This is a genomic window from Parabacteroides sp. CAG:2 (assembly GCF_000436315.1).
Taxonomy (GTDB): Bacteria; Bacteroidota; Bacteroidia; order Bacteroidales; family Tannerellaceae; genus Parabacteroides; species Parabacteroides distasonis.
On the sequence record NZ_FR885329.1, the window covers coordinates 244,711 to 247,118 of the forward strand.

Genomic DNA, 2,408 nt, shown 5'->3' on the forward strand with positions numbered 1-2,408 from the left:
AATGGTAACTTAAAGATACTATTCAGACGGTGATGAGACGGGGCACGCCCCGTCTCTACTACTAGGTATTTCTTTTAATCTCTGTTGGAGAAATATTTCATGAATTGTGAACGCTCATACATCGCCGGGTTCGGGATATTGGCGTAATTCAATTTGCCTTGGAATTGGGAAAGGGATTGGTAATGTGCCTGATGCATCCACTCTTCCACGCAAGTCAATACTTGGGAGATGATTTCCGCTCCATGTGTATAGACAGCGCTACACATCTGTACGGCGGAAGCGCCGGCCAATAGACATTTAACGACATCTTCCCAATCATGCACACCGGTAGAGGAAGCGATACTGATTCCCGGGATCTTTCCGGATACGATAGCCGTCCAGCGAATCGTGTCACTCAAATCGGAATGATTGCTAAATACATTACCCGAAACGATCTGCATATTATTGATGTCGATATCTGGCTGGTAGAAACGGTTGAATAGCACGACACCATCAGCACCGTTTACTTTCAACAAATTAACCAGTGAAGGAATATTGCTGTAATTCTTTCCGATCTTCATGATAACCGGAATCGATACGGTCTCTTTTACCTTGCGGATGATACTGACATACGTATCCCGGATACTCTCGAAATCTTCGGTCAGTTCGGTTTCCATGAAGAACACGTTCAATTCCAAAGCGTCCGCTCCCGCTAACTCAATTTGGCGGGCAAAGTCGATCCAAGCGTCCGCCTTATAGCAATTGATGCTGGCGATAATGGGGATCGTACATAATTCCTTGCTCTTCTTGATCAGTTCCAGATAATCATTTACTTGATTCGCTTTTACATAACCACGGATATAATCCGCCGCTTCGGGGTAATCGGAGTCTTGCATCAAAGCCTCGCTCTGCATCTCGATCTGCTCTTCGAAAAGAGATTTCAATACGATAGCTCCAGCACCTGCTTTCTCAAAATCCCTGTTACGTTCCGCCTTATTGGTGAGTCCGGAGCTCCCTACGATAATCGGATTGCGAAGTGTCAACCCTGCGTATTGGGTTTTAATGTCAATCATGTTGCCTATATTTAGATTTAATAATTACTTTAATATTCCCGTTCGCCAAAGATACTGGTACCCACCCGTATCAAGGTGCTTCCTTCTTGGATAGCGATCGGGTAATCGTGGCTCATCCCCATGGATATCTCCTTGAAATCGACATTATCTTTACAGAGCGTCTCTTTCAGTTCGATAAATAAATCATGGATCTTGCGGAATTCTTCCCGTATCAACCCCGTATCATCGGTATTGGTAGCCATGCCCATCAATCCGCAAATACGAATATGCTGGAATTCGGCCAAGGACTCGTCACGCAACAACTCCTTGCATTCCTCAGGACTGAGTCCGTGCTTGGATTCCTCTTGCGCCACATGGATCTCCAATAATACCCGGATCGTGCGGTCGTGTTTTTTCGCTTGTTTATTCACCTCAGCCAAAAGCTTCAAGGAGTCTATGCTATGGATCAAATGAATAAAAGGAGCGATATCTTTTACCTTATTGCTTTGTAACGGGCCGATAAAATGCCATTCGATATCCTCAGGTAGTACTTTTTGCTTGGCGCTCAGTTCCTGTGCCCTGCTTTCGCCAAACACCCGCTGTCCGGCGTTGTAAGCCTCCCATAGAGCCTCCACCGGGTGAAACTTAGAGACGGCAACCAACGTCACCCCTTGCGGGAGCGACGTTTTCAGTTGTACTATGTTTTGAGCGATACTCATGTTTTTATACTCTTTGTTCAGCTTGTTGTTTTTGCTCCGCTATCAGTTCCTCGCCACTTTTCTTCTCGCCGGGAATACTGTTCGCATCGAATGGGAATACATCCATCAACTGGGTTTCCGTTACCGAGGCGATGGTATAATCCGCCAATGTACCCTTCATTCCATCTTCCAATACGGCGATGGCCTCTTTCAGCGTAGTGGCTTGGGCAAGCATTTGTGCGGCGGTTTTCTTTTCCGCTCCGCTCTTCTCGTCCAACGTGATAAAATAAACCTTGATCTTATAGAACCGATCACCATTCTCGTTGAAGAATAATTCGGATAAACGAGCTCGTTTGATGTCTGTTACCGTGAATTCACCCGTGATGAAGGGGCGGATCTCCTCGATGATGCGAGCTTCCGCTTCCGTAAAAGACAGGGCGTCTACCAAGTAAGGCTCGGTTACTTTTTTCTGCATGCCATTTTCCAGCATTTTCTCGTAAGAGACCTTACATTCAAACCAATTGTGCATATGCTTTACTTTTTAATTTAGTCTGTACTCTGTTTAAAACAACGTACAAATATAGTGGCTATTCGTCAATAAAACAACTTGCCGCAAAAGATATAATTTGTCAGGATGTCTAATTTCGCGTGTTTGTTTTCAGTTGGAATTTAAAATAGA

3 protein-coding genes are annotated in these 2,408 nt (G+C 44.9%); all 3 read right to left on the reverse strand.

Annotated features, from left to right (window positions below; translation table 11 throughout):
• Positions 1-74: 74 nt before the first annotated feature.
• From QVP94_RS18035 to QVP94_RS18045, 3 genes are read right to left on the reverse strand one after another with little or no spacing between them, the layout of a single operon-like run.
• Positions 75-1,052, reverse strand: a complete 978-nt coding sequence (locus QVP94_RS18035) for a dihydroorotate dehydrogenase-like protein (RefSeq protein WP_005855718.1) — start codon at positions 1,050-1,052, stop codon at positions 75-77.
• A 29-nt stretch (positions 1,053-1,081) separates the two neighbouring features.
• Entirely contained in the window at positions 1,082-1,750 is a 669-nt protein-coding gene (locus QVP94_RS18040; RefSeq protein ID WP_022193158.1) for a YggS family pyridoxal phosphate-dependent enzyme, read from the reverse strand.
• Between the two features lie 4 nt (positions 1,751-1,754).
• A complete protein-coding gene (locus QVP94_RS18045) occupies positions 1,755-2,258 on the reverse strand; it encodes a DUF4494 domain-containing protein (protein WP_022193159.1) in 504 nt (167 codons plus the stop codon).
• Between the last annotated feature and the right edge of the window lie 150 nt (positions 2,259-2,408).